This window comes from Streptomyces sp. NPDC031670 (genome assembly GCF_055580545.1).
On record NZ_JBVILC010000017.1, the window covers coordinates 76561 to 101107 of the forward strand.

The 24547-nt window shown below is 72.2% G+C and carries 25 protein-coding genes; 18 read left to right on the forward strand and 7 right to left on the reverse strand.

Going from position 1 to position 24547, the window contains the following annotated elements:
* The first annotated feature begins 3 nt into the window (after positions 1-3).
* The 10 genes from ACZ5ID_RS27630 to ACZ5ID_RS27675 all read left to right on the forward strand — a co-directional run bounded on the left by ACZ5ID_RS27630 (position 4) and on the right by ACZ5ID_RS27675 (position 7404).
* A complete protein-coding gene (locus ACZ5ID_RS27630; protein WP_468903122.1) occupies positions 4-942 on the forward strand; it encodes a type II secretion system F family protein in 939 nt (312 codons plus the stop codon).
* 12 nt (positions 943-954) lie between these two features.
* Positions 955-1842: a DUF5936 domain-containing protein gene (locus tag ACZ5ID_RS27635; RefSeq protein ID WP_468903124.1), complete on the forward strand. Its 888-nt coding sequence runs from the start codon at positions 955-957 to the stop codon at positions 1840-1842.
* Between the two features lie 10 nt (positions 1843-1852).
* On the forward strand, positions 1853-3172 hold the full coding sequence (locus tag ACZ5ID_RS27640) for a sensor histidine kinase (protein WP_468903126.1): 1320 nt from the start codon (positions 1853-1855) through the stop codon (positions 3170-3172).
* On the forward strand, positions 3169-3882 hold the full coding sequence (locus tag ACZ5ID_RS27645; protein WP_468903129.1) for a response regulator transcription factor: 714 nt from the start codon (positions 3169-3171) through the stop codon (positions 3880-3882). The genes ACZ5ID_RS27640 and ACZ5ID_RS27645 overlap by 4 nt, the downstream gene beginning before the upstream one ends.
* Before the next feature lie 129 nt (positions 3883-4011).
* On the forward strand, positions 4012-4242 hold the full coding sequence (locus ACZ5ID_RS27650) for a hypothetical protein (protein ID WP_257583829.1): 231 nt from the start codon (positions 4012-4014) through the stop codon (positions 4240-4242).
* Positions 4239-4904, forward strand: a complete 666-nt coding sequence (locus ACZ5ID_RS27655) for a pilus assembly protein TadG-related protein (RefSeq protein ID WP_468903242.1) — start codon at positions 4239-4241, stop codon at positions 4902-4904. The genes ACZ5ID_RS27650 and ACZ5ID_RS27655 overlap by 4 nt, the downstream gene beginning before the upstream one ends.
* A 71-nt stretch (positions 4905-4975) precedes the next feature.
* Entirely contained in the window at positions 4976-5518 is a 543-nt protein-coding gene (locus ACZ5ID_RS27660) for a hypothetical protein (RefSeq protein ID WP_468903132.1), read from the forward strand.
* A 14-nt stretch (positions 5519-5532) separates the two neighbouring features.
* Complete coding sequence (locus tag ACZ5ID_RS27665) at positions 5533-6219, forward strand: OmpA family protein (RefSeq protein WP_468903134.1); 687 nt, start codon at positions 5533-5535, stop codon at positions 6217-6219.
* A 337-nt stretch (positions 6220-6556) separates the two neighbouring features.
* Positions 6557-6976, forward strand: a complete 420-nt coding sequence (locus ACZ5ID_RS27670) for an SRPBCC family protein (protein WP_468903136.1) — start codon at positions 6557-6559, stop codon at positions 6974-6976.
* Positions 6976-7404, forward strand: a complete 429-nt coding sequence (locus ACZ5ID_RS27675) for a MarR family winged helix-turn-helix transcriptional regulator (RefSeq protein WP_406557262.1) — start codon at positions 6976-6978, stop codon at positions 7402-7404. Before ACZ5ID_RS27670 ends, ACZ5ID_RS27675 begins: the two co-directional genes overlap by 1 nt.
* A 22-nt stretch (positions 7405-7426) precedes the next feature.
* On the opposite strand, the gene ACZ5ID_RS27680 is transcribed toward ACZ5ID_RS27675, so the two are convergent.
* On the reverse strand, positions 7427-7798 hold the full coding sequence (locus tag ACZ5ID_RS27680; RefSeq protein WP_468903138.1) for a DUF192 domain-containing protein: 372 nt from the start codon (positions 7796-7798) through the stop codon (positions 7427-7429).
* A 397-nt stretch (positions 7799-8195) separates the two neighbouring features.
* On the opposite strand from ACZ5ID_RS27680, the gene ACZ5ID_RS27685 reads away from it, so the two are divergent.
* Genes ACZ5ID_RS27685 through ACZ5ID_RS27695 form a run of 3 tightly spaced genes read left to right on the forward strand, consistent with a single transcriptional unit; the run spans position 8196 to position 11350 of the window.
* Positions 8196-8900 (forward strand): prepilin peptidase, encoded by a 705-nt coding sequence (locus ACZ5ID_RS27685; RefSeq protein ID WP_468903140.1) that lies wholly within the window; start codon positions 8196-8198, stop codon positions 8898-8900.
* Positions 8901-8954: 54 nt separating this feature from the next.
* Entirely contained in the window at positions 8955-9749 is a 795-nt protein-coding gene (locus tag ACZ5ID_RS27690) for a class I SAM-dependent methyltransferase (RefSeq protein ID WP_468903143.1), read from the forward strand.
* Between the two features lie 47 nt (positions 9750-9796).
* Positions 9797-11350: a DUF2079 domain-containing protein gene (locus ACZ5ID_RS27695; RefSeq protein WP_468903145.1), complete on the forward strand. Its 1554-nt coding sequence runs from the start codon at positions 9797-9799 to the stop codon at positions 11348-11350.
* Between the two features lie 385 nt (positions 11351-11735).
* On the opposite strand, the gene mgrA is transcribed toward ACZ5ID_RS27695, so the two are convergent.
* The gene (mgrA, locus tag ACZ5ID_RS27700; RefSeq protein ID WP_468903147.1) at positions 11736-12779 is read right to left on the reverse strand and encodes an L-glyceraldehyde 3-phosphate reductase; all 1044 of its coding nucleotides are present in this window, start codon (positions 12777-12779) and stop codon (positions 11736-11738) included.
* Positions 12780-12942: 163 nt separating this feature from the next.
* Here mgrA and ACZ5ID_RS27705 point away from each other — a divergent pair, with 163 nt between their 5' ends.
* The 4 genes from ACZ5ID_RS27705 to ACZ5ID_RS27720 all read left to right on the forward strand — a co-directional run bounded on the left by ACZ5ID_RS27705 (position 12943) and on the right by ACZ5ID_RS27720 (position 17960).
* On the forward strand, positions 12943-13704 hold the full coding sequence (locus tag ACZ5ID_RS27705; protein WP_358833096.1) for an isoprenyl transferase: 762 nt from the start codon (positions 12943-12945) through the stop codon (positions 13702-13704).
* Between the two features lie 341 nt (positions 13705-14045).
* Positions 14046-15368 carry a PhoH family protein gene (locus ACZ5ID_RS27710; protein ID WP_468903150.1) on the forward strand — a complete coding sequence of 441 codons (1323 nt, stop codon included), beginning with the start codon at positions 14046-14048 and terminating at the stop codon, positions 15366-15368.
* 368 nt (positions 15369-15736) lie between these two features.
* Positions 15737-16426: an aggregation-promoting factor C-terminal-like domain-containing protein gene (locus ACZ5ID_RS27715; RefSeq protein ID WP_406553989.1), complete on the forward strand. Its 690-nt coding sequence runs from the start codon at positions 15737-15739 to the stop codon at positions 16424-16426.
* 115 nt (positions 16427-16541) lie between these two features.
* Positions 16542-17960 carry an AI-2E family transporter gene (locus ACZ5ID_RS27720; RefSeq protein ID WP_468903153.1) on the forward strand — a complete coding sequence of 473 codons (1419 nt, stop codon included), beginning with the start codon at positions 16542-16544 and terminating at the stop codon, positions 17958-17960.
* Between the two features lie 107 nt (positions 17961-18067).
* Here ACZ5ID_RS27720 and ACZ5ID_RS27725 read toward each other — a convergent pair whose 3' ends face one another.
* Both ACZ5ID_RS27725 and ACZ5ID_RS27730 read right to left on the reverse strand, forming a co-directional pair.
* A complete protein-coding gene (locus tag ACZ5ID_RS27725; protein ID WP_468903155.1) occupies positions 18068-18601 on the reverse strand; it encodes an alkyl hydroperoxide reductase in 534 nt (177 codons plus the stop codon).
* Positions 18602-18614: 13 nt separating this feature from the next.
* Positions 18615-19169, reverse strand: coding sequence for a peroxiredoxin (locus ACZ5ID_RS27730; protein WP_468903157.1), 555 nt, complete (start codon positions 19167-19169; stop codon positions 18615-18617).
* A gap of 161 nt (positions 19170-19330) precedes the next feature.
* Here ACZ5ID_RS27730 and ACZ5ID_RS27735 point away from each other — a divergent pair, with 161 nt between their 5' ends.
* Complete coding sequence (locus ACZ5ID_RS27735; RefSeq protein ID WP_468903159.1) at positions 19331-20377, forward strand: LysR substrate-binding domain-containing protein; 1047 nt, start codon at positions 19331-19333, stop codon at positions 20375-20377.
* Between the two features lie 598 nt (positions 20378-20975).
* On the opposite strand, the gene ACZ5ID_RS27740 is transcribed toward ACZ5ID_RS27735, so the two are convergent.
* Genes ACZ5ID_RS27740 through ACZ5ID_RS27750 form a run of 3 tightly spaced genes read right to left on the reverse strand, consistent with a single transcriptional unit; the run spans position 20976 to position 24546 of the window.
* Positions 20976-23336: an ABC transporter permease gene (locus tag ACZ5ID_RS27740; protein ID WP_468903161.1), complete on the reverse strand. Its 2361-nt coding sequence runs from the start codon at positions 23334-23336 to the stop codon at positions 20976-20978.
* Positions 23333-24025 carry an ABC transporter ATP-binding protein gene (locus ACZ5ID_RS27745; RefSeq protein WP_468903164.1) on the reverse strand — a complete coding sequence of 231 codons (693 nt, stop codon included), beginning with the start codon at positions 24023-24025 and terminating at the stop codon, positions 23333-23335. Before ACZ5ID_RS27745 ends, ACZ5ID_RS27740 begins: the two co-directional genes overlap by 4 nt.
* The gene (locus tag ACZ5ID_RS27750) at positions 24022-24546 is read right to left on the reverse strand and encodes a PadR family transcriptional regulator (RefSeq protein ID WP_468903166.1); all 525 of its coding nucleotides are present in this window, start codon (positions 24544-24546) and stop codon (positions 24022-24024) included. The genes ACZ5ID_RS27745 and ACZ5ID_RS27750 overlap by 4 nt, the downstream gene beginning before the upstream one ends.
* Position 24547 lies beyond the last annotated feature (1 nt).

A 24547-nucleotide genomic window follows, 5' to 3' on the forward strand; every position in this document is an offset into this window, starting at 1 on the left:
CCCATGTCCGCACTCACCCAGCTGACGACCGGGGTCACCCTGCTCGCCTGCACGGCGGCGGTCGCCGGTGTGCACGTGTACGCCAGTGGCCGCGCCCAGCGCCGGGCCCTGGTCGAACGGCTCTCCACCGCCGGCGGGCCGGAGTCCGCCGGGCGCCGGCGGCCCTTCGCCGGGGTGGACCGCCGGCTGCGCCGCACCTCCGTCGGCCGGCGCATCGCGCGCAAGCTGGCGGTGACCGGCCTCGACCTCAGCCCCGGCGAGTTCGCCGTCTACGTCCTGGCCGGCGTCGTCGGACTGTGGGTGGTGGCGGCCTCGGTGCTCGCCTCGTTCTTCGGCCCGCTCGCCGCGCTCGCCGGACTGTGGGCCGCCAACACCTTCCTGAACTGGCAGCGCACCCGGCGCACCGAGGCCTTCATCAACCAGCTCCCCGAGATCTCCCGGGTGATCGCCAACGCCACCCAGGCCGGGCTCGCCCTGCGCACCGCGATCGCCATGGCGGCGGACGAGCTGGAGGCCCCGGCGGGCGACGAGCTGAAGAAGGTCGCCGACCAGCTCGCCGTCGGCCGCACCCTCGACGACGCGCTCGACGAACTGGCCAAGCGGCTGCCCTCGCGCGAACTGGTCGTCCTCGTATCGACGTTGATCCTCTCCAACCGGGCGGGCGGCGCCGTCGTTCACTCGCTGCGCAACCTCACCACCACCCTGGAGGAGCGCAAGGAGACCCGCCGTGAGGTCCGCACCCAGCTGTCCCAGGTGAACACCACGGCCTACGCGGTCCCGGCGATCGGGGTCGGCGCGATGCTGCTCGTCAACCAGATCGCGCCGGGCTCGCTCGCCAAGATGACCGGCTCGTTCCTGGGCCAGGCCGCGGTCGTCGTGGCGCTCGCGCTCTACGCGCTGGGCTTCGTCGCGATCCGCCGCATCTCGAAGATCGACGTCTGAAGGGGGGCGGGCATGGAACTGATCCTGGGGCTCATCGTCGCACTCGGCGTCCTGGGCGCCTTCGAGGGCGTACGGATGTACCGCGCCGAAGCCCGGCTCCCCGGCGACCTGGCCCTCGCCCTGGAGGTCGGCGCTACCCGCACCACCCGCACCGGCGGCGCCATCGACCGCCTCGGCATCCGCTGGGCCCCGCTGGTCCTGCGTCTGATGGGACCCAGGCGTGTGAGCGAGAAGCGGCGCCGGATCGACATGGCGGGCAACCCGGGCGGCCTGACCATCGACCGGTACGCGGCGCGGCGCGCGGTCTACGGGGCGCTCGGCGCGGTCGGCGCGGTGGTGATGGTCTCGGGCGGCAACTACCTGCTGGCCCTGCTGATGGTCGCGTTCGCGTACTACTGGGTCGAGGTCGGCATCTGGGCGGCCGTGCGGCGCCGCCGCGACGACATCGAGCGGACCCTGCCGGACTTCCTCGACGTGCTCGCCGTCGTGGTCTCCGCCGGGCTGGGCTTCCGCCAGGCGCTGGAGCGGGTCGCGGAGAAGTACGAGGGCCCGTGGGCGGACGAGGTGCGGATAGCGCTGCGCCAGATGGACATGGGCGTCAGCCGCCGCCAGGCCTTCGACGACCTGCGCCGGCGCAACGACTCCGAGCAGGTGGCCATGTTCGTCACCGCGCTCCAGCAGGGCGAGGAGCTGGGCGCGCCCATCGTGGACACGCTGATCGCCATCGCCACCGACATGCGCCGCACCGACGCCCAGAACGCCCGCCGCAAGGCCGCCAAGGCGGTGCCCAAGGCGACGCTGATGGTCACCACGTTCATGGTGCCCGCCACCATGATCCTGATGGCCTCCGCGATGCTGCTCGGCTCCGAGGCCGACATCGGCTCGCTCACGGGGAAGTGAGGGGGTCCTCATGCGGAAGCCGCCCCAGTCGCGGTCGCAGGCGCAGTCACAGTCGCAGGCGTATTCGCCGGTGCCCGTGAAGGGCGGGCCGCCGTCCGAGGCCGGGCCCGAGCCCGAGGTCTCCCTCCAGCTCAACGCCCTCCAGGCGCTGTGCCGCCAGGTCTTCCTGTTCCGGCTCGCGATGATAGGGCTCGGCACGCCCTTCGCCCTGGCCAACTCGGCGCGCGGGGTGGCCACCTGGCTGGTGTCGGGGGCCGTTCTGATCACCTTCATGGGCTCGTACGCGCTCTACCGCGACTGGGAGCGCTTCGGCCCGCTCCTGCTGCGCCACCCGTGGCTGCTCGGCGTGGACACCGCGTTCGGCGCGCTGCTGGTCTTCACCGCGACCCCCGACTCCCCGCTCGGCTACGTGGTCGTCTGTACCCCGCTGCTCGCCGGTCTGGTGTACGGGTGGCGGGGCGCGGGCGTCTTCGCCGGGCTCCAGTGCGTGGTCCTGGCGCTGGCGTACATGGCCCAGCACCGCCACCACCAGCCGCTCGCCCCCGCCCTGCTGCTGCCCGGCTTCTGTGTGCTGGCGGGCGCGGCCGGGGTGGCGCTGCGGGGACTGCTGCTGCGGTTCGGGATGGCCTCGCGGGCGCTCACCGAGGTCCGGGCGAGGCTGGCGGTGGAGGAGGAACGCGCACGCCTCGCCCGCGAGCTGCACGACTCCGTCGCCAAGACCCTGCACGGGGTGGCGCTCGCCGCCGAGGGCCTGGCGGCCTCGGCCGACCGCACCGACCCCGTGACGGTCCGCCGGGGCGCGACGCTGGTGGCGCGCTCGGCCCGCCGGGCCGCCGCCGAGTCCCGCGAGCTCCTCGCCGACCTGCGCCGCGAACCCGGCCCGGACGGGGGAGTGGACGTACTGGCCGAACTGGCGGCCCGGGTACGGGACTTCGCCGAACGCGGCAGAGAGGTCGGCGTGAGCTACCGTGCCCTCTCCCTCGACGGGCCCGCGACCCGGGTCCCGTACCCCGTCGCCCGTCAGCTCCTGACGATCGCCTCGGAGGCACTGGAGAACGCCCACCGCCATGCGGGCCCGGCGCGCGTGGACGTCTCGGCGGGCGTGGTCGGTGACGTGCTGCGCATCAGCGTGTACGACGACGGGCGCGGCCTGCCCCCCGGCACCACCCTCGACGGGTTGCGCAGGGCGGGCCACTTCGGGCTGGTGGGCATGGTCGAACGGGCGGCGGACCTCGGCGCGCGCATCCGGATCGGCCGGGGCGAGGCGGCGCGCGGCACCGAGGTCCGCCTCGATCTGCCGCTGACGGCGCTGGAGAGGAGCGGGGTGTGACCCGGGTGGTGGTGGCGGACGACAACCCGGTCGTACGGGCCGGGCTCACCGCGCTGCTGGAGAGCCACGGCGGGATCGCGGTGGTGGCCGAGGCTGCGGACGGCGGCGAGGCGTACGAGGCGGCACTGCTGCACCGGCCGGACGTGGTCCTGCTCGATGTGCGGATGCCGGGCGTGGACGGTCTCACGGCCCTGCCCCGTCTGGTGCGGGTGGCGCCGGTGATGATGCTGACGTACAGCGCCGAGGCGGAGACCGTACGCGAGGCGCTGCGGCTGGGCGCGCGCGGTTATCTGGTGCACGGTGAGTTCACGGTGGAGCAACTGGTCGACGCGGTACGGGACATCGCGCGGGGCGGAGTGTCCCCCGTCACCTCGCCGGGTGTCATGGCCCGGTCGATTTCATTAAATCCGAACGAAGAGGCTTCGCGGATGCAACCGGATGTGGGACAGTCGTCAGCGGGACACCGGGGCCGAACTCCGCTCCGGCGCCCGGAACTTGGGGCACACCGGCTGAGCAGGAGGGAGGTGGAGGTGATGGAGCTGATCGCGGCGGGCATGAGCAATCAGCAGATCGCCGCCGCCTGCTTCATCAGCGAGAAGACGGTGAAGAACCACATCAACCGCATCTTCGCGAAGCTACACAGCAACAGCCGCACCCAGGCGGTGGCGACCTGGCTGGGCACGCGGGCGGGGCGGGGGGTGCCGGGATGAGGCGCGCGATCCCCGACCTCCGCGCCCGCGGCCGGAATTGGGCCCAGGGGCCCTGTGCCGGAACCGGAGGGCCCGGGTACGGTGCGGCTGTCGAGCGCGGCACCGCCGTAGACCCCGGAGGGGACCACCATGAACGACAAGCTCCTCAAGCCCGCGACCGCCGCCAGGATCCGGGTCCACGGCTGGCTGAACACCACGGCGACGGCGCTGCGGCGGCGGGGGGACCGGGGGCAGGGCGCGGTCGAGTACATGGGGATCATCATCGTGGTGGTGGCGATCATTCTGGTGCTTACGCAGACGAATTTCGGCACGGCCATCGCCCAGAAGATCACCGCCGCGATCAACAAGATCAACCCCTGACGTCCCGTCGCCCCCGGGGCGACCGAGGGCAGGCCTTCCCGGTCTACATCACGGCGGTGGCGGGCCTGCTCTTCCTCGCGTTCGCCTACTTCGCGGTGGGCCAAGCGGCGGCCAAGCGCAACGAGGCCGAGACGGCCGCCGACGCGGCGGCGCTGGCGGCGGCGCAGGACTACCGTGACCGGCTCCACGACAAGCTCCTCACCGGGTTCGACCCGGTGCTCTGGAAGGACGTCCTGGACGGCCTGCGCGGCGGCAACGCCTACGCGTCCTGCGGGGCCGCCGAGGCCCTGGCCGCGAGCAACGGCGCTTCGGTGCAGACGTGCGTGCCGGGCGACTGGCCCGGTTACACCGTGTCCGTACGGACCACCACCACGGCCGGGAAGTCGGTCGTCGCCGCCACGGAGACCAGCAGGGGCACGGCGGAGGCCACCGCCGTGATCGAGCCCCGTTGCGGGATCGAGGGGAGCACCGCCCCGTCGACCCTCCCGGCCCCCAGCACCGAATCCCCGAGTCCGGAGGGCAGCCCCCGGCCCGGGGACGGGGAGAAGAAGGCCTACCGGCTCGTCTGCGACAAGCAGCGGGAGTTCGACGTCGACCCCGACAGGCTCGACCTCCTGCCCGACGCGGCCGACCTGTTTGCCGTACATCTGGCCAAGAAGTGAGCGCGGGAAGAAGCGAGGGCTGACTGATGGATAGGGCCAAGACCGGAGTGTGGGCGAGAGGGGCGGCCGTGATGACCGTCGCCGCCCTGGCTCTCACCTTGACCGCCTGCGGTGGGGACGGGGGCGGCAAGCAGTCGGAGGACAAGCCCTCGGCCCCCGTCTCGGGGTCCGGCGGACAGTCCCGCCCGCAGAGCAACGAGCCCAGCGCGCAGAGCACCGAGGTGCTGGCGACCCTGCGGGGCGGCGACGGCATCGAGATCGTCGTCAACAGCGCGAAGCGCGACGCCGGGGGCTTCGTCACCGTCGAGGGGGTGGTGGCGAACAACTCCTCGCAGGGCTTCACGGCTCCGGGCTGGCAGGGGACCGAGCAGGAGCTGCGGGACAACGGGGCCTCCATGGCGGGTGCCTCGCTGGTCGACAGGGCGGGCAAGAAGCGCTATCTGATCCTGCGGGACACGGACGGACGGTGTCTGTGCACCCGCTTCCCGACCGGTCTGACCGCCGGTCAGAAGATTCCCTTCTACGCCCAGTTCCCCGCCCCCCCCACCCCCGTCCAGGAAGTCGACTTCCAGCTCCCCACCATGCCCACCGCCAGCATCAAGATCTCCGGCTGAGGCGGAGGCACCCCATGCAGTCCACCCAGGCACCCGAGCCCCAGGCACCCGCGACCCCGCCCCCCGCACCCCCGGCCCCCCGCCGGCCCGCCCGGTCCGCCGCCGTCCTCGTCGTCGCCGCGCTGTTCTTCGTCGGGGCGGGCGCGGGGGCGGGGCCGGCCGGGGCCGATGAGCCGAATCCGACCGCCGTGCCCGCCGCCGCCCCGCCCGTGAAGGTCGACGCCAACGCGCCCGGGCTGAAGCTCTCCGACGGGGCGACGCTCGCCGCGCCGAGGGTGCTGGACATCAAGTCGGTCGTCGAGGACATGGGCGGCGAGGAGCGCCGCTCCGACACCAACGCCGACATCTCCTTCGCCCTCCAGGCCGAAGTCCTCTTCGGCAAGGACAGCGCCGCGCTCTCCGCCGAGGCCACCGGCCGTATCCAGGCCATCGCGGACGAGATCAAGAAGCAGAAGGCCACGAGCGTCCGCGTGTTCGGCTTCACCGACAACCTGGGAACGCACGAGCACGGCGTCGTCCTGTCCAAGCAGCGCGCGGACGCCGTTCAGGGCGCGCTCGCGCAGGCGGTGGGCGGCGGCGCGGTCACCTTCGACATCCGGGGATACGCGGAGGACTACCCGATCGCGGACAACTCCTCCGAGGACGGCCGCCGCAAGAACCGCCGGGTCGAGGTGTCGTTCCCGCGCGGCGCGGCCGGCTAGGCGCCGGGCAAAGGGCGGAGGGCGGGCCCGGCCGGCCGGGTGGAGGTGCGGTCGGCCGGGCCCCGTATGCGCGCGGGCCCCCGTCAACGTCCGTAGGAAGTGACGCTCCCGCGCACCACAGAGGCTGCCAGCGGCGCGGCGCCCCGGACTTGGAAAAAAGCGCACGCGGGGACGGGACGGCCGGTAATCGACGGTCTGGCGCGATCGGGTGCGCGCTCAGGCGCGCCGTCGGGCATGGGTCGGGGTCGCGGTCTGGACAGATAGTCTTCGCGGAGATAATCTGTGGACAGGTTAAAACATGCCGAGTGCGGCACGAGAACCCTGCGGAGGAGTCGACATGTGGGTGTACGAGCACGGGGTCGAGACCAGCGCCGCTCCCGAGGCCGTCTGGCGGCTGTGGGCCGACGTGGCGAACTGGGGCGACTGGAACGCGGACATTCAGAAGATCGAGATCCGGGGCCCGTTCGCGGCCGGGACCGGCATCACGATGGGGGCCGAGGGGCAGGACCCGGTCGAGCTGCGGCTCACCGAAGTGGTGGAGAACGAGCTGTTCGTGGACGAGGCGCGCTTCGAAGGTCTTCTCCTGCGGACCACGCACCGGGTGGAACAGCTCGGCCCGGACCGTACGCGCGTGGTCTACCGGATGGAGATCACCGGTCCGGCGGCCGACGAGCTGGGCCCGGAGATCGGCCCCGCCGTCACCGGTGACTGGCCCGGGACGATGGCCGCGCTCGTCCGGCTCGCGCGGACGCGCTGATGGCGCTCGCGCCCGGGGAGAGCCCCGGCTTCCTGCTCTGGCACGCCACCCTGCGCTGGCAGCGCGGGGTGACCGCCGCGCTGGCCCCGCTGGACCTGACGCATGTGCAGTTCGTACTGCTGGCCTGCACCTGGTGGCTCAACGGACAGGGCGAGCACCCCAACCAGCTGGCGGTCGCGCGCCAGGCCGGCACCGACGTCAAGATGACGTCCCAGGTGGTGCGCACCCTGGAGGCGAAGGGCCTGCTCGTACGCGAGACCGACCCGGCGGACACCCGGGCCAAGCGGCTGCGGGTGACCGGGGCGGGCGCGGAGCTGGCGCCCCGGGCCATCGCGGCGGTGGAGGCGGTGGACGCGGAGTTCTTCCGGCCCGTGCCGGTGGGCGAGGCGGTGGCGCTGCTCGCGGCGCTGGCCCGGCCGGAGGAGTGAGGGCAGCGGCAGGGGGGCCGGGCTAGGCGCGGCCCGCGTCCGGAGGGGCGAGCACCCGTACGTGTAAGCCGGGCCGCATCCCCCACCCCGCCATCGTGCCCGCCCCGGCCTCCAGGATGTGACGGGAGCGGAGGCGGGGGGTGGTGAGGCGGTTCGGGGGGACGGTGTGGAGGGCGATCACGCGGAGGTCGCGGTCCAGGTAGGCGATGTCCAGCGCGAAGCGCATACGGAAGGTGTGGACGGAGGCGGCGGGGGTGAGGAGGATGGCGCCCTCGACGCGGGTGCGGCCGAGGAGGCCGCGGGTGCGGGCGCGGTAGGAGGAGGCGATTTCGAGGGGGACGCGGAAGCCGTCCCCGACCTCCAACTCCCCGTGCCCGTCGGCCCATGCGCGCATGCCCCCACGGTACAGACCCCCAACCGCCCGCGGACCGTGCCGGTCGTACGCGCGACCCCCCGCGCCCCTGACCGCCCAGGGGCGCGGGGAACTGCGCGAGCAACCCACCCCAACCCGCAGACGACCACCGGGCCAAAAGGGGCGCGGGGAACTGCGCGAGCAACCCCCTACAACCCGCAGACGACCACCAGGCCTGAGAGGGGCGCGGGGAACCGCGCGAGCACCCCCCCACAACCCGCAGACGACCACCGGGCCCGAGAGGGGCGCGGGGAACTGCGCGCTCAGCCACCGTGCACACCCGCAGGCGGACACGCGCCCCCCGCCAGGGGGCACCCCCGGAGGGTCACGGGAAGGGGCGGGGTGGGGGAAGAACCCCCCGCGGCCCTAGGGTTCCCCCGTGCCCCCACTGACCCTCCTGGCCGCCGCCACCCTCTGGGGCGCCGCCCTCGGGCGGCTGGTGCCCCGCGCCGCCTACCGGCTCGCCGTCGAGGCCGGTGAGCCGCCCCGGGACGTCTGCCCCCGGGGGCACCCCCTGGCCCGCTGGGTGGGCGGGCCCGTCTGCGCGACGCGCGGCACAGGGTGGGGCGCCCTCTGTGCCGCCGCCGGTGCGGGGCTCGCCGCCACCACCGGCCCCCACCCCGAACTCGCCGTCTGGCTGCTCCTGCTGCCCCCGGCCGCCCTCCTCGCCGCCGTCGACGCCCGGGTGAACCGGCTCCCGGACGTCCTCACCCTCCCCCTCGCCGCCGCGGCGGCCCTGCTCCTCGGTGCCGCCGCCCTCGCACCGCACCCGGAGGGTTCCTGGCGACACGCCCTGCTCGGCGGAGTGGTCCTGGGCGGGGCGTACTTCGTGCTGTTCCTCCTCCACCCGGCCGGCCTCGGCTTCGGTGACGTCAAGCTCGCCGTGGGTCTCGGCGTGGCGCTCGGCTGGTACGGCTGGGGCGTCCTGTTCACCGGCGCCTTCGCGGGATTCGCGGCCGGCGGCGCGTACGGCCTCGGGCTGATCCTGGCGCGCCGCGCCGACCGCGGCGCGGCCATCCCGTTCGGCCCCTTCATGATCGGCGGGACCTATCTCGGCCTGCTCCTCGGCGGCCTCGGCGCGTAGCGGACGCGCAGTTATTCGGCCCCTCGGCCGCACAAGACGCGTAGGGTCCGGAATATGGCGCAAACCATCCGCAACCACAACACCCGCACCTTCGAAGACCTGATCGACGAGGCGGCGTCCGCCCCGGTGGACGGCTGGGACTTCTCCTGGCTGGACGGACGGGCCACCGAGGAGCGCCCGTCCTGGGGGTACGCCCGTGCCATGGCGGCGCGCTGGGCCCGGGCCACGGCCGCCCTCGACGTGCAGACCGGCGGCGGCGAGGTCCTGGCCGCCGTCCCGCAGCTGCCGCCGCTCGCCGTCGCCACCGAGGGGTGGCCGCCGAACATCGCCCGGGCCACCGCCCTGCTCCACCCGCGCGGCGTCGCGGTCGTCGCCGACGCCGACGAGCCGCCGCTCCCGTTCGGTGACGGCGCCTTCGACCTGGTGACCAGCCGTCACCCCGTTCAGACCTGGTGGACGGAGATCGCCCGCGTCCTCACCCCGGGCGGCGCGTACTTCTCCCAACAGGTCGGACCCGCCAGTGTGTTCGAGCTCGTCGAGTACTTCCTGGGTCCGCAGTCCGCCGACGTCCGGGGCAGACGCGACCCGGGCAGGGCCCGCGCCGAGGCCGAGGCCGCCGGGCTGCAGGTCTCCGATCTGCGCCAGGAGAAGCTGCGCGCCGAGTTCCACGACATCGGCGCCGTCGTCTACTTCCTGCGCAAGGTGGTCTGGATGGTGCCCGGCTTCACGGTCGAGGAGTACCGGGACCGGCTGGCGGAGCTGGACGAGCAGATCCGTACCGACGGGCCCTTCGTCGCCCATGCGACACGGTTCCTCATCGAGGCCAGGAAGCCGCTCCGCTCCTCCTGAGCGGCCTAGCATCCAACCATATGGAACGGATGCGGACAACACGGACAATGTGGCCGGTCAGGGCGGCAAGGGCGAACAGATCCGCGGGCACCATCCGGGTCGTCAGCCGTGACCCGGCGCCCCGCCGGTCCCTCGCCGCCGCCCTCGCCGACTGGAAGAACACCCACACGCGGCGGCCCGCCCTCCTGTGGTGGGGGTGGGCCGCCGCGCTCTTCGCGCTGTACGCGACCGTCGGCGCCCGCCGCCAGGCGCTGATCCGTACCACCGGCTACGACCTCGGCATCTTCGAGCAGGCCGTGAAGGCGTACGCCCAACTGCGCGCCCCCGTCTCGCCGTTGCGCGGCGAGGGGTTCAACCTGCTCGGGGACCACTTCCACCCGGTGCTCGTCGTCCTGGCGCCGCTCTACCGCCTCGCGCCCTCCCCGTACACCCTGCTCTTCGCCCAGGCCGCCCTGCTCGCGCTCGCGGTCGTGCCGCTCGCCCGCCGCGCCCGGCAGGCACTGGGACGGCGCGCGGCCCATGTCGTGGCCTTCGCGTACGGGCTGAGCTGGGGCATCGCCTCGGCCGTGGCGTTCGACTTCCACGAGGTGTGCTTCGCGGTGCCGCTCGTCTCGTTCGCCCTGGAGGCGCTGGCGCTCCGGCGCTGGGGGGCCGCGGTGGCGTGGGCGGCGCCGCTGCTGCTCGTCAAGGAGGACCTGGGGCTCACGCTCGCCGCGATCGGCGGGTACATCGCCTGGAAGGGGCGGCGCCGGCTGGGCCTGGCGACCGCCGCGGCGGGGCTGCTCGGCAGCGCGCTGGAGTTCAAGGTGCTGATGCCGTTCTTCAGCCCGGCCGGCACCTACGCCCACGCCGCCAACCTGGAGCCCGCCCACGGCTCACTGCTCGCCACCCTGGCCCTCGCCCCGCTGGACGCCGTACGCCCCGAGGTGAAGGCCACCACCCTGGTCCTCGTCTTCGCCCCGACGGCCCTGATCGCCCTGCGCTCGCCGCTCGCCTGGATCGCGGTGCCCACCCTCGGCTGGCGGATGCTCTCGCAGAACCCCTTCCACTGGGGCACCTCGTTCCACTACACGGCCGTGCTCATGCCCGTGGTGCTGGCCGCCGTGACCGACGCCCTCGCCCCCTACCGGCGCTCCGGCGACGTCCTGGGCCGCCGCCATGTGCGCGCCTCGCTCGCCACCACCGCCGCCGTCACCCTCGTCCTGATCCCGTCGTTCCCGCTCGCCCAGCTCGTCCACCGCTCCACCTGGCGCTCCACCGAGCACATCGCCGCCGTCCACGAGCTGCTGGACCGCATCCCCGACGGCGCCACCGTCGCCGCCTCCAACCGGCTGGCGCCCCAGCTCACCTCCCGTACCGACGTGGTGCTCTTCCCGACCTACCCGGTCCACTGGCGGCTGTACGACACGGGCACGCAGGTGCCGCCGCCGAGCGCCCAGTGGATCGTGTACGACCGGGTGCCGCCGGAGTCCTGGCCCTACCCGCCGGGCCCCTGGCCGTACCCGAGGGCGCGTCAGGAGGCCGAGCTCGTCAAGGCCGAACAGGCCTACGGCTACCGCGTCGTCGCCCAGCGCGACGGCATCACCCTGCTCCGTCGCTGACGCGCCCCGGCCGGCCCACTCCCCACTCACCCGCCCGGGTGAGTGGGGAGTGGCACATCCGGAGGGGATTCAGGGCCCCGGGCCGGGTGTGCGCGGTTCGGCCTGAGCCGGTCATTACCGCGCTGACCTGCACGGTCAAGGGTGTGTCCCCCCGCCGCGCCCCCCTTGCGGGGGCGCCCTCGGCCGTGGGCGCGCGGTGCCCGGCCGGTTTCGGAGCGTAGTTCCGGCACGCCGTGGGCCCCACCATCACTTACGAAGGGTTATGGTGGAAACCCCCCCTCGGGCCGGTCCGTATCCCCCCCACGGACCGGCCCGTTTTTTTCGGGGCGGGCGGGCCGCGGCGGTTACTGTGGATCCGCTGTGAGCCGGCGCCCCGGACGGGTGATCAGCCGCGCCCGGCCCAGATGTTGGTGCCCGCGGTGTCCACCGCGAAGGTGTCGATCTCCTTCAGCTCCTCGGCCGTCAGCGGCGCCCCGGCGAGGGACGCCACGTTCTCCTCCAGCTGCTTCACACTCGACGCACCGATCAGCGCCGACGTCATCCGCGGGTCGCGCAGCACCCAGGAGATCGCCAGCTGGGCGAGCGACTGGCCGCGCCGGACCGCGATGTCGTTCAGCCCGTTCAGCCGGCGCACCACCTCGTCGCTGAGCAGACCCGGGTCGAGCGACTTGCCCTGGGTGGCCCGGGAGCCCTCCGGGATGCCCTTGAGGTACTTGCCGGTGAGCAGCCCCTGCGCCAGCGGCACGAAGGAGATGCAGCCCATCCCCGCCTCCTCCAGGGTGTCGAGCAGGCCGTCGTCCTCGGTCCAGCGGTTGATCATCGAGTACGACGGCTGGTGGATGAGCGCCGGGACGCCCATCTCCTTGAGGATCCGTGCCGCCTCGGCGGTCTGCTCGCTGGTGTACGAGGACACCCCCACGTACAGCGCCTTGCCCTGCTGGACGGCGGACGCCAGCGCGCCCATCGTCTCCTCCAGCGGGGTCTCCGGGTCGAAGCGGTGCGAGTAGAAGATGTCGACGTACTCCAGGCCCATGCGGGCGAGCGAGGCGTCCAGCGAGGAGAGCAGGTACTTGCGCGAGCCCCACTCCCCGTACGGCCCCGGGTGCATCTGGTAGCCGGCCTTGGTGGAAATGATCAGCTCGTCCCGGTACGCCCGGAAGTCCTGGGCGAAGATCTTCCCGAAGTTGAGCTCGGCCGAGCCGGGCGGCGGGCCGTAGTTGTTGGCCAGGTCGAAGTGGGTGACGCCCAGGTCGAAGGCGCGGCGCAGGATCGCGCGCTGGGAGTCCAGCGAGCGGTCGTCGCCGAAGTTGTGCCACAGGCCCAGGGAGAGCGCGGGGAGCTTCAGACCGCTGCGGCCGGTCCGCCGGTACTCCATGGAGTCGTAGCGGTCGTCGGCGGCGATGTGGTGGAGGGGGAGGGATTCAGTCACGTTTCCCTGCTTATCACGGACTTGTGACAGGCCGAGTTGGGCCGCTGTGACCCGTCCGCAGTACTGTGCCTTCCTTGGGGGTGCCCTCAGGCCGTACAGGTACTGGGGGAGGGCCGTATGCGGTGCTGCGGCGGCTCCCGGAAGCAACGAGAGGGTGGAATCGGTGAACTTGCGCGACCTGGTGTACGGGCTCTACGCACGCCGGGTGGAAGGTCGCCTCGACCACGACCAGGCGCCCAAGCACATCGGCGTCATCCTGGACGGGAACAGGCGCTGGGCCAAGGCCTCCGGCGGCAGCCCCGAGCAGGGGCACCAGGCGGGCGCCAGCAAGATCCACGAACTGCTCGGCTGGTGCGCGGAGACGGACGTCGAGGTCGTGACGTTGTGGATGCTCTCCACGGACAACCTCGACCGGCCCGACAACGAGCTGGTCCCGCTCCTCGGCATCATCGAGGGCGTGGTGCGCGACCTGGCCGCGGACGGGCGCTGGCGCGTCCACCACGTGGGCCAGATGGACCTGCTGCCCGCGCGTACGCAGTCGGTGCTCAAGGAGGCCGAGCAGGCCACGCACGACGTCGGCGGCATACTCGTCAACGTCGCCGTGGGGTACGGCGGCCGTCAGGAGATCGCGGACGCGGTCCGCTCGCTGCTGCTCGACGCGGCGGCCAAGGGCACCAGCTTCGAGGAGCTGGCCGAGACCGTCTCCATCGACAGCATCTCCGAACACCTCTACACCCGCGGCCAGCCCGACCCGGACCTGGTCATCCGCACCAGCGGCGAACAGCGCCTGTCCGGATTCATGCTGTGGCAGTCGGCGCACTCCGAGTACTACTTCTGCGAAGTGTTCTGGCCCGCCTTCCGCAAGGTGGACTTCCTGCGCGCCCTGCGCGACTACGCGGCGCGTCACCGGCGCTACGGGACCTGATCCGCCCCTGCCGTCCCTGTAGCCCCTCCCGCCCCTTGTGCCCCACCGCCTCACGATCCGTCACGTGCGTCCCGACGGGTCCTGACCGGAAGTCAGTCACTTTGGTCCCCACCAAGCGCATATGCCTGTGCATGGCCGCGCTTGTTCGAGGGAATACCCCCTCCAGTTGAACGGCCAGAAGTGGCCGCTCACCCGGGAGGCCCTTTGCACCAGGACGCGCGTGCACTGTGCACGTACGGAGCGGAGGGCCGGTGCTCGGCCCGCGCAGCGTGGCCACAGCCCGGCCCCCACCCCCGCGACGCCGTCGCACCCCGACCTCTTCCGAGGGGGTACGTCCTTCCGTGGTGACCAGCACAAAGCGCCGCATGCCCGACCGGCGCACCTACGTCCTCGACACCAGCGTCCTGCTGGCCGACCCCAACGCCATGGCCCGGTTCGACGAGCACGAAGTGGTGCTCCCGATCGTCGTGGTCACGGAACTGGAGGCGAAGAGGCACCATCCGGAACTCGGCTACTTCGCGCGCCAGGCCCTGCGCCTGCTCGACGACTTCCGGGTCCGGTACGGACGCCTCGACGCACCCATCCCGCTGGGCGACCTCGGCGGCACGCTCCGCGTCGAGCTCAACCATTCCGATCCCGGCGTGCTGCCCGCCGGCTACAGGCTGGGGGACAACGACTCACGGATCCTCGCCGTCGCCCGCAATCTCCAGGCCGAGGGGTACGACGTCACCGTCGTCTCCAAGGACCTGCCGCTGCGGATCAAGGCGTCGTCGGTCGGCCTGCTCGCCGAGGAGTACCGGGCGGAACTGGCCATCACCGACTCGGGTTTCACCGGGATGTCCGAACTGTCGCTCTCGGGCGAGCAGGTGGACCTTCTCTACGAGGAGGAGACGCTCTACGTGCCGGAGGCCGCGGACCTGCCGGTCCACAACGGCCTGGTGCTCCAGTCCGAGCGCGGCAAGGCGCTCGGCCGCGTCACTGCCGACGGCAACGTCAAGCTGGTGCGGGGCGACCGGGAGGCGTTCGGCCTGCACGGTCGCAGCGCCGAGCAGCGCATCGCACTGGACCTGCTGCTCGACCCGGACATCGGCATCGTGTCGATGGGCGGCCGGGCCGGCACCGGGAAGTCCGCGCTGGCCCTCTGCGCGGGCCTGGAGGCGGTCCTGGAGCGCCGCCAGCACAAGAAGGTGATGGTCTTCCGCCCGCTGTACGCGGTGGGCGGTCAGGAGCTCGGCTATCTGCCCGGCTCCGAGGCCGAGAAGATGGGCCCGTGGGCGCAGGCGGTCTTCGACACGCTCTCGGCGGTCACCACGCGCGAGGTGATCGAGGAGGTGACGTCGCGCGGCATGCTGGAGGTCCTGCCGCTCACCCACATCCGGGGCCGGTCGCTGCACGACGCGTTCGTGATCGTGGACGAGGCCCAGTCGCTCGAACGGAACGTTCTGCTGACCGTGTTGTCCCGTATTGGGGCGAACTCACGGGTGGTGCTCACCCATGACGTGGCCCAGCGGGACAATCTGCGGGTCGGCCGGTACGACGGAGTGGTCGCCGTCGTCGAGAAGCTGAAGGGCCATCCGCTCTTCGCGCATGTCACCCTCACCCGCTCCGAGCGGTCGCAGATCGCCGCACTGGTGACCGAAATGCTGGAGGACGGCCAGATCTGACCCTGAACGCCCCGATCGGCGCCGCCCGCGAAGCCGTTGAGCTTAGCCGGGCGGCGCCTTTTCGTGGGCCCGATCGGGCAAAACACGTGGGGCTGAAGGGGTGTGAGGTTTCACACGCGGTGGGGAATTGCCTTGCGGCGCCGCTCTCGGGCAAAGTCTTGCATCCGTCAGGCCCCGCATACGGCACACCTGTACCTCGTAACTCCATAGCGTCGCCGTATGCCGCCCGAGCACCACGCGGCGCTCCCGCAAGGGAGTTGCCCACCGGGTCAGTTCCTCCCGTGACCTGAGCAGTTGGGAGGAGAGAGCCAGGGGCACGATTGCGTCCGCTCAGGTCACCAGTGCGGGCGCTGCTGGAAGGAAACCGTGTGAGCCGGATCTCGGTCCGGGGATTCGCGGTGGCGTCAGCCACTGCGGTCACCACCGTCGGTGCCGTCGTGGGCGTCGCCTCGGGCGCGCCCCAGTCCGCTTCGAACGACAACGTCGAGGCGACCGCCGCCGACACGACGCTTCTTGCGGACATCCCCGCGGGCCAGCAGGCCCAGGTGCAGACCGCGTCCCTGACGCAGCAGGCGGACGCCCAGTCGGCCCAGGCGAGCGCCGCGGCGAAGAAGTCCGCCGAGGAGGCCGCCCGCCTCCAGGCCGCCAAGGACGCCAAGTCCAAGAAGGAGTCGGCCGAGGAGAAGGCGAAGGAGCGTGAGAAGGAGCAGGTCGCCAGCCGCTCCGCGACCCGCGACCCCGCGTCGTTCCCCGTCCAGAGCTCGTACACGGTCGAGCAGGTCAAGGCCATCGCCCGGCAGATCGTGCCGGCGGACCAGTTCCAGTGCTTCAGCAACATCGTGAACCACGAGTCGACCTGGAACTACCTGGCCGTCAACTCCGGCTCCGGCGCGTACGGCCTGGTCCAGGCGCTCCCGGGCTCGAAGATGTCGTCGGTGGGCTCCGACTGGCGGACCAACCCGGCCACCCAGATCAAGTGGGGCCTGAACTACATGAACTCCAGCTACCACAGCCCCTGTGGCGCCTGGGCGTTCTGGCAGGCCAACACCTGGTACTAGGCGTCCGGCATTTTCTACCCCGGGCAACTCAACCTTTCGAAGCCCCTCGCCGTCCTTCGGTGAGGGGCTTTGCCCGTGTACGGTCGGAGGCGACGACTCCGGTGTGGGGGGAGTGGTGGGGACGCTCAGCGGGGGAAAGGGAAACGGCAGCATCATGTCGAAAGTGCCGGGGCTGCTCGGGGCGCTGGGCGCCGGTCTGACCCGTATGGGAGAACGGCTGGACGAACGCCGGGCGGAGACCGAGGCGCGGGCGGACGCGGACGCGGGCCTGAACGGCTCCGAGACGCTCGGCAGTGACGATTCAGCGGCCCCGGCCGAGGAACCGGCCGCGCCCGAACACGTCCCCGCGCCGCCCGCCTACGCCCCCGCGGTCGCCGCGCGGCCCGACCCCGTGGACGCCGTGCCGTGGGGGATGCGGGTGGCCGCCGAGATCGGCTGGCGGCTGCTGATCCTCGCGGGCACGCTGTGGGTGCTGATGCGGGTCATCAGCGCCGTACGGCTGGTGGTCCTCGCGTTCGTGGCCGCGCTGTTCATCACCGCGCTGCTCCAGCCGACCGTCTCCCGCCTCAAGCGGATGGGGCTGCCCAGGGGCCTCGCCACCGCGGTGACCGCGATCTCGGGCTTCATCGTGATGGGCTTGATCGGCTGGTTCGTGGTCTGGCAGGTCATGGACAACCTGGACACGCTCTCCGAGAAGGTCCGGGCGGGCATCGACGAGCTCAAACGCTGGCTCCTCAACAGCCCGTTCCATGTCACCGAGGACCAGATCAACCAGGTCGCCAAGAACCTCAGCGACACCATCGGCCACAACACCAACGAGATCACCTCGGCGGGCCTCCAGGGCGTCACCGTCCTCGTCGAGGTGCTCACCGGCATCCTGCTGGCGATGTTCTCGACGCTGTTCCTGCTCTACGACGGCCCGCGCATCTGGAAGTGGGTGCTGCACCTGGTCCCGGCCCAGGCCCGGCCGGGCGTCGCCGGAGCCGGGCCGCGCGCCTGGCGCACGCTCACCGCGTACGTCCGGGGCACGGTGATAGTGGCGCTGATCGACGCGATCTTCATCGGCCTCGGGATCTACTTCCTGCACGTCCCGATGGCCGTGCCGCTCTCCGTCTTCATCTTCCTCTTCGCCTTCGTCCCGCTGGTCGGCGCGGTCGTCTCGGGCGCGCTGGCGGTGGTGGTCGCGCTGGTCACCGAGGGCGTGTTCACGGCGGTGATGGTGCTGCTTGTGGTGCTGCTGGTCCAGCAGATCGAGGGCCATGTGCTCCAGCCCTTCATCCTGGGCCGGGCGGTACGGGTCCACCCGCTCGCGGTGGTCCTCTCGGTCGCCGCGGGCGGCCTGATCGGCGGCATCGGCGGCTCGGTGGTCGCGGTCCCGCTGGTGGCGGTGACGAACACGGTGGTGGGCTATCTGCGGGCGCACGCGAAGGAGAACGCGCTGCGCAGCGCGCGGCAGGCGGCGGACCCGCCGACGGACCAGGAGCCGGAGCCCGGACCGGACCTGGCGCCGGGGCCGGCACCGGCGGAGAAGTGACGAGGACGGTTCGACCACGGTCAGCGGCCGGGCCGTACGTACGCGAAGGCCCCCGCCGACGATGTCGGCGGGGGCCTTCGCACAGACCTGCTCGGGCCTGCTCGGACCTACTCGGCCAGGACCGCTTCCGCGTCCAGCGTGACGCCGACCGCCTGGATCACCGAGGCGACCTTGACGGCCTCCTGGATCGTCTCGCGGGAGACGCCGGCCTTGCGCAGCACCTGCTCGTGCGAGTCGAGGCACTGGCCGCAGCCGTTGACCGCGGAGACGGCCAGCGACCACAGCTCGAAGTCGACCTTCTCCACGCCCGGGTTGCCGATGACGTTCATCCGCAGACCGGCCCGCAGCGTCCCGTACTCCGGGTCGGAGAGCAGGTGGCGGGTGCGGTAGAAGACGTTGTTCATCGCCATGATCGCCGCGGCGGACTTGGCGGCGGTGTACGCCTCGGGGGAGAGGTTGGCCTTGGCCTCGGGCTCCAGCTCACGCAGGACCTTCGGCGAGCGCGAGGCGATCGCGCAGGCGAGGACCGTGCCCCACAGCTGCTGGGCCGGGAGCTCGCTGTTGCCGATGACCGAGCCGAGGTTCAGCTTGAGGTCCTTGGCGTAGTCCGGCAGGGCGGACTTCAGTTCGTCGAGAGCCATGTCGTACTCCCGCTCACTCGCCCGAGAGGAGCGCGACCGGGTCCAGGGTCTCATCGCCCTTGGACCAGTTGCACGGGCACAGCTCGTCGGTCTGCAGGGCGTCGAGGACCCGCAGGACCTCCTTGGGGTTACGGCCGACGGAGCCGGCGGTCACCATGGAGAACTGGATCTCGTTGTTCTGGTCGACGATGAAGACGGCGCGCTTGGCGTAGCCGTCCTCGCCCTCGATGCCGAGGTCACGCATGAGCTCGTGCTTCGGGTCGGCCATCATCGGGAAGGGCAGGTCGGTCAGGTCCGGGTGGTCCTTGCGCCAGGCGTGGTGGACGAACTCGGAGTCGCCGGAGAAGCCGAGGACCTGGGCGTCACGGTCGGCGAACTCCTCGTTCAGCTTGCCGAAGGCGGCGATCTCGGTCGGGCACACGAAGGTGAAGTCCTTGGGCCACGCGAAGACGATCTTCCACTTGCCCTCGTAGGTCTTGTGGTCGATCTGCTCGAACTCCTTGCCGCTCTCCAGCGACACGCAGGCGGTCAGGTCGAACTCGGGGAACTTGTCACCAACAGTGAGCACGCGCTCTCCTTGCGTTCGGGAAGGGTCCTTTTTGGGGTCTTCCCTGGGGGTTGGACGGATTAGCGATGGTGGCACAGGAGGCATTGATCAGGGAAATAGCTAGACTCGGTCATCGTGATCGGAGGTGCTTATCAGTGACAGGAGATAGAGGAGTGCCGGGGATGCCGGGGACGACGCCGGGGCCGCCGGGTGGCCGGGGGAAGCGGGTGCAGCAGCCGGTGAAGCTGGTGAAACCCGGGAAACCCGGAAAGCCCGGGAAGCCGCTCAAGCAGCCGAGCCTGGCGCAGCTGCGGGCGTTCGCGGCGGTGGCCGAGCATCTGCACTTCCGGGACGCGGCGGCGGCGATCGGGATGAGCCAGCCCGCGCTGTCCGGGTCGGTCTCCGCGCTGGAGGAGGCGCTGGGGGTGCAGCTCCTGGAGCGCACCACCCGCCGGGTGCTCCTGTCGCCCGCCGGTGAGCGGCTCGCGGTGCGGGCGAAGGCGGTGCTGGACGCGGTGGGGGTGCTCCTGGAGGAGGCCGAGGCGGTACGGGCGCCGTTCACCGGGGTGCTGCGGCTGGGGGTGATCCCGACGGTGGCGCCGTATCTGCTGCCGACGGTGCTGCGGCTGGTCCACGAGCGGTATCCGGAGCTGGACCTCCAGGTCCACGAGGAACAGACGTCGTCCCTGCTGGACGGGCTGGCGGCGGGGCGGCTCGACGTGCTGCTCCTCGCGGTCCCGCTGGGCGTTCCCGGGGTGAGCGAACTCCCGCTCTTCGACGAGGACTTCGTGCTGGTGATGCCGCGCGAGCACTGGCTGGGCGGGCGGGAGGACGTACCCCGCGAAGCCCTGCGCGAGCTGGACCTGCTGCTCCTCGACGAGGGCCACTGCCTGCGGGACCAGGCGCTGGACATCTGCCGGGAGGCGGGCCGGGACGAGGGGGCCGCCGTGACGACGACGGCGGCGGGGCTGTCCACGCTGGTGCAGCTGGTGGCGGGCGGGCTGGGGGTGACGTTGCTGCCGCGAACGGCCGTGCGGGTGGAGACGGACCGCAACGAGCGGTTGGTGACGGGGTACTTCGCGGACCCCGCGCCCTCGCGGAGGGTGGCGCTGGCGATCCGTTCGGGGGCGGCGCGGCAGGCGGAGTTCGAGGAGTTCGCGGAGGCGTTGCGGGGGGCGATGGCGGGGCTGCCGGTGCGGTTGTGCCCTCCGGGCACCGGGGCGGGCTGAGTCGGCTTTCCCGGGAGCGCGCTTCCGGCCACGGCCCGTACGGGGTGGGCCCCGGGGCCGTTTTGTGTCTGCGGGCCCGGCGGGGGCTGGTCGCGCAGTTCCCCGCGCCCCTCGAAGGGGCTGAGCCCCAAGGTGTGTTTGTGTCTGCGAGCCGGCCGGTGGGGGCCGGTCGCGCAGTTCCCCGCGCCCCTCAAAGGGGCTGCGCCCCAAGGGGTGGGTGTTTGTGTCTGCGAGCCGGTGGGGGGCTGGTCGCGCAGTTCCCCGCGCCCCTTGGCGGCCCGGCCCCTGGTACGCCCGAGAAGCCGCACCCCCTAGGGGCCCGGCCCCTGGTACGCCGGAGGAGCCGCACCCCCTAGGGGCGCGGGGAACTGCGCGATCAGCCCCCACCGGCGCGGGGGTGGACGACGGCCTCTCAGGGGCGCGGGGAACTGCGCGATCAGCCCCCATCGGCGCGAGGGTGAAGGACGGCCTCCGCGGGCCGGTGGGGAACTCCCACCGGCCGGTGGGTGAACGACGGCCCCTGGGGGCATGCCCGCCGCCCGGCCGAGGGCTTACGGGGATGGGGGGTGGGGGAAAAACACCCCCACCCCCCATCCCCCTACTCCGTCCGCAACCCATCCGCCCGCATCAACCTCCACAACGGCGGCAACGACAGCACCGTCACCAGCACCACCACCCCACCCCCGATCCCCACCATCCCCAGGACCGACGTCCAGTCGACATGGATCGGGTGCCCCACCATCCGCAGCAGGACCGCCCCCAGGCCCAGGCCCACACCCGTCGCCAGGGTGAGTCCCAGCGCCACCGGGACCGCCGTCTGCCACAGGACCGACCAGCTCAGGGTCGTGCGGCGGGTGCCGAAGGCCACCAGGGACGAGAGCAGGCGCTTGCGTTCGCGCAGTTGCTCCAGCATCGACACCAGCAGACTCGTGCCGATCAGCAGCAGGACCGCCGCCGCGCCGATGTACAGCCCCCGCCGCACCCCGGCGAACTTCGTCGCCGTCTTGACGTCGTTGAGCGCCCGCGCCTGCGTGAACGGGTCCGCCGCCCACGCCGCGTTCAGGACCCGGTCGCCCGCCAGCGGGTCGCCCGGGCGCGTGGTCACGTACGTCGTGTAGGAGACGTGCATCTTCGTGAGCCCGCGCAGCGCCCCCGGCGTCACCAGCAGGCCGCCCCGCCTGGTGCCCATGGGGTCCGCCCGCGCCGGGACGACCCGGGCCGCACGCGGCACCGTGTACGGGATCTCCGGTCCGGGGCGGTCGCCCTCGCCCTTCGACGGCGACTCGTAGAACAGCTTGGCGCCCGGCGCCGCGCCCTCCCCGCCGAAGTCGCCCCCGGTCGTGACGAACACGTCCCCGTCCCGGCACGAGGGCAGCTCGCCCACCTCGCGCAGGGCGCGGCAGTCCCCGACCGCCACCTCGATGTACTTGCGCAGCTCCGGGTCCTTGGACCCGGTGTGCAGGTCCGCGTTGCCCAGCGCCGTCGTGCCGGTCACCCCGGGTACCGCCCTCAGGTTCGCCTCGCGGCGCTCCTGTTCGGCCCTGGAGAGGTTCGCCGACGTCGGCACGACCAGTTGGGCCCGTGTCGTGTCCTCGCCGCTGGACGTCACGTAGTCGCCCTCGGTGCCGCTGAGGAGCATCTGGAGCGCGATCGCCCCGGCCACCGCCACCGCGATGCCGTTGACCAGACGGGCCGCGGCGCCGGAGTTCAACTGAAGTCGCCGGACCGCCAGTTGCCAGCCGACGCCGCCCCCGCCGAGTCGCCGCACCACCGTCTCGATCACCCACGGCAGCAGCGCCGTGACCCCGATGAGGAGCAGGACCGTACCGCCGATCACCTGGGCCTGGTTGTAGAAACCGGTGTCGCGGCCCTTGTCGAACATCGGGACGAGCAGGCCGAGTCCGACCACCGGCAGCAGCAGGCGCCACCACAGGCGCCGCGGGCGCGGCACCGACGTCCGTACGACACCCAGCGGCTCGATCACCACCCCGCGCAGCGCGAACAGCGTCACCGCGACCGCAGCCGCCGGCACCGCCACGCCCACCAGGAGCGCCAGGCCCGTGCTGGGGTTGAGGTCGGCGGGGAAGACGTTGAGCCGGGCGACGGTGACCTCACCCACGTACTGGCGGGCGATCAGGAAGAACACCGTGCCGAGGGCGAGTCCGAGGACCGAGCCCGCCAGCGCCTCGCCCGCCGCGATCCAGCGGGTCATCCGGCTGTCCGCGCCCACCAGGCGCAGCGCCGCCAGCCGCTTGTCGCGCCGGTCGCCACCGAACCGCACGGCCGCCGCGATGAACACCGCGACCGGCAGCAGCAGCACCACGAAGATGATCACGATGAGCAGGGCCAGGATCGGGTCGATCGGCTCGGACGGTGCCTTGTCGGGGAAGGACTTGATCCGCTCGATGTCGATCGCGTCCCCGTTGAGCGTCTCGTGGCCCTTGAGCGTGTCGCTGCCCGCGTAGTAGGCCAGTTCGTGCGGGCCCAGGAGACCGGCGTCCTTGATGGTGCCGGTGATCCGGTACGGGATGCGCTCGCGCAGCAGTCTGCCGCCGGGCGAGTCCAGCAGCTCGCGCAGATCGGGCGAGACCACCATGGTGCCGGGCGCGGGATGCGCGGAGAGCCCCGGTGGCACCGGCGCGTGGTCGCCCTCGGGCTGGAGCAGCCGGCCGCGGATGTCCTTCCCGCCGAAGACCGTGTCGGTACGGGCGAGCAGCATGGTGTCGGCGCCCGCGGGCACCCGCTGCTGGGCGCCGTAGTCGTTGCGGGCGTTGTCGCGCGCGTCCCGGGCGGAGAGTGCGCCCGGCAGGGCGGTGGTGGCCAGCAGCAGCGCCACACCGAGCCCGACGCCTATCGCCGTCATCAGCGTGCGCGTCCACCCCTCCCGGCCGCCGGTGAGCGCGAACTTGGCGCCCAGCGCGAGCTCGCGGACCCGGTTCGCCGCGTTTGCCCCGGTCATACCGAGTGCTCCAGCATCATGTCGCGGGACTTGCCGTCGCGTACGACGATCTCGCGGTCGGAGTAGGCGGCGACCCGGGCCTCGTGGGTGACCAGGACGACCGCCGCGTTGGTGGACCGGGCGGCCTCGGTGAGCAGTTGCATCACGCGCTCACCGTTGAGCGAGTCGAGCGCGCCGGTCGGCTCGTCCGCGAAGACCACCCGCGGCGAGGTGACCAGCGAGCGGGCCACCGCGACGCGCTGGCCCTGGCCGCCGGAGACCTCGCCCGGCCGCTTGCGGGCCAGGTCGTCGACCTCCAGGCGCTCCATCCAGTGCAGCGCCGCGCGCTCGGCCTCCTTGCGCCGCGTGCCGGTCAGCCGCAGCGGCAGGGCCACGTTCTCCACGCAGGTCAGCTCGGGAACGAGCTGGCCGAACTGGAAGACGAAGCCGAACTCGCTGCGGCGCAGCGCGCTGCGCTCGGCGTCCTTCATCGACGACAGCTCGCGGCCGTCGTAGACGATCGACCCCGAGTCGGGTGTGACGATCCCCGCCAGGCAGTGCAGCAGCGTCGACTTGCCCGAGCCGGAGGGGCCCATGACGGCGACGACCTCACCGGCGTGGATGGAGAACTCCGCGCCGTCGAGCGCGGGCGTGGGCCCGTACGACTTGCGCAGGTCCTTGGCGAGGAGCAGGGAGCCGGCGGGCGTCATGCGCGTACCTCCTGGGCGAGTTGGTCGAGGCGGGCGGCGGTCAGTTCCAGCCAGCGCAGGTCCGCCTCCAGGTGGAAGAGCGCGTGGTCGCAGATCAGCTGGTCGGAGAGGTCCCCGCGGCGCTTGCGGTCGGTGAGGATGCGCATCAGCCGCAGATGCTCGGCGCGCTGGGTGTCGAGCAGGTCCCCGGCGCTGCGGCCGGTGAGCAGGGCGAGGACGACCTTGGTGTAGAGCGTCGACTGGAGGTACGGCTCGGGTTTCTCCGGCTGCCTGAGCCAGGCCTCGACATCGGTGATGCCGGCCTCGGTGATCGCGTACCGCTTGCGCTCGGGGCCGCCACCGGCCTCCACGCCGTCGACCTCCACCAGGCCGTTCTTCAGCAGGCGCGACATGGTCGAGTAGACCTGCCCGTAGTGCAGCGGGCGGTCGTGCCCGAACTTCTCGTCGAAGGCGCGCTTGAGGTCGTACCCATGGCGTGGGCCCGACTCGAGGAGTCCGAGGAGGGTATGGCCGATGGACATG

Excerpts from the sequence above, each read along its gene's own strand:
- ACZ5ID_RS27735 (WP_468903159.1), top strand. The coding sequence starts at position 19,331 with ATGCCGGGGACGACGCCGGGGCCGCCGGGTGGCCGGGGGAAGCGGGTG.
- ACZ5ID_RS27635 (WP_468903124.1), top strand. The coding sequence starts at position 955 with ATGGAACTGATCCTGGGGCTCATCGTCGCACTCGGCGTCCTGGGCGCC.
- ACZ5ID_RS27675 (WP_406557262.1), top strand. The coding sequence starts at position 6,976 with ATGGCGCTCGCGCCCGGGGAGAGCCCCGGCTTCCTGCTCTGGCACGCC.
- ACZ5ID_RS27665 (WP_468903134.1), top strand. The coding sequence starts at position 5,533 with ATGCAGTCCACCCAGGCACCCGAGCCCCAGGCACCCGCGACCCCGCCC.
- ACZ5ID_RS27630 (WP_468903122.1), top strand. The coding sequence starts at position 4 with ATGTCCGCACTCACCCAGCTGACGACCGGGGTCACCCTGCTCGCCTGC.
- ACZ5ID_RS27670 (WP_468903136.1), top strand. The coding sequence starts at position 6,557 with ATGTGGGTGTACGAGCACGGGGTCGAGACCAGCGCCGCTCCCGAGGCC.
- ACZ5ID_RS27695 (WP_468903145.1), top strand. The coding sequence starts at position 9,797 with ATGTGGCCGGTCAGGGCGGCAAGGGCGAACAGATCCGCGGGCACCATC.
- ACZ5ID_RS27740 (WP_468903161.1), bottom strand. The coding sequence starts at position 23,336 with ATGACCGGGGCAAACGCGGCGAACCGGGTCCGCGAGCTCGCGCTGGGC.
- ACZ5ID_RS27745 (WP_468903164.1), bottom strand. The coding sequence starts at position 24,025 with ATGACGCCCGCCGGCTCCCTGCTCCTCGCCAAGGACCTGCGCAAGTCG.
- ACZ5ID_RS27640 (WP_468903126.1), top strand. The coding sequence starts at position 1,853 with ATGCGGAAGCCGCCCCAGTCGCGGTCGCAGGCGCAGTCACAGTCGCAG.
- ACZ5ID_RS27750 (WP_468903166.1), bottom strand. The coding sequence starts at position 24,546 with ATGTCCATCGGCCATACCCTCCTCGGACTCCTCGAGTCGGGCCCACGC.
- ACZ5ID_RS27690 (WP_468903143.1), top strand. The coding sequence starts at position 8,955 with ATGGCGCAAACCATCCGCAACCACAACACCCGCACCTTCGAAGACCTG.
- ACZ5ID_RS27680 (WP_468903138.1), bottom strand. The coding sequence starts at position 7,798 with ATGCGCGCATGGGCCGACGGGCACGGGGAGTTGGAGGTCGGGGACGGC.
- ACZ5ID_RS27660 (WP_468903132.1), top strand. The coding sequence starts at position 4,976 with ATGACCGTCGCCGCCCTGGCTCTCACCTTGACCGCCTGCGGTGGGGAC.
- ACZ5ID_RS27650 (WP_257583829.1), top strand. The coding sequence starts at position 4,012 with ATGAACGACAAGCTCCTCAAGCCCGCGACCGCCGCCAGGATCCGGGTC.
- ACZ5ID_RS27725 (WP_468903155.1), bottom strand. The coding sequence starts at position 18,601 with ATGGCTCTCGACGAACTGAAGTCCGCCCTGCCGGACTACGCCAAGGAC.